Source organism: Oceaniovalibus sp. ACAM 378, from assembly GCF_008085915.1.
Lineage (GTDB): Bacteria > Pseudomonadota > Alphaproteobacteria > Rhodobacterales > Rhodobacteraceae > Oceaniglobus.
Genome location: NZ_VSJK01000092.1, coordinates 1 through 657, shown reverse-complemented (window position 1 = coordinate 657; position 657 = coordinate 1). Strand labels below are relative to the sequence as shown.

Here is a 657-nt window from a genome sequence, read left to right as displayed (position 1 = left end):
GTTCTTATAGGCCTCGCCCGACATCATCATTTTCCACGCGATCCTGGCGATCTTGTTGGCCAGCGCGACGGCCACGAGTTTCGGCGGCTTGCGCTTGAGCAGCTCGACGAGCCAAGGCGAGGCGTTCCTGCCTCTGCCCGCTCTCACCTGTCGAAGTAACGAAGTAACGAAGTCGAACCCACGACCAGCGTCTTGCGCAAAGCCTCATCGCCGGCCCGGGTAATAACACCGGGCCTGACCTTGCCGGCTGTCGAGTGATCCCTGGGCGTCAGGCCCATCCAGGCAGCAAACTGTCTTCCGGATGCAGATTGCTCCGGTGCCGGCGCTTCCATCACCAGCAAAACCGCACCGATCGGTCCGACACCGGGGATCGTTGCAAGGCGACGACAACATTCATTGCTGCGGTACCAGGCCATCAGCTTCACCTCTATCTTCTTCAGGCGTTCGGCTTTGTCGCACAAATCCCATGAAGGATTCATCTCGCGAAGCCAGCGTGGTAGCTGGGATGGATGAGCAGACCTTCGCCCCCAACCTACAAGACCAGAAACTGGCCGGCCTACAATGAAGCGCTCAAGCGCCGTGGCTCGCTAACGATCCACTGCCCGGCAGTCGCTGCTTGTAGCGATGAGAGGGTGGTTTGACCCAGAGATGATCTGG

At 59.7% G+C, this 657-nt stretch carries 1 pseudogene; it reads right to left on the bottom strand.

Annotation, left to right across the window (positions count from 1 at the left end):
• A pseudogene (locus tag FQ320_RS25340) lies at positions 1 to 431 on the bottom strand (transposase); the annotation flags it as partial.
• Between the last annotated feature and the right edge of the window lie 226 nt (positions 432 to 657).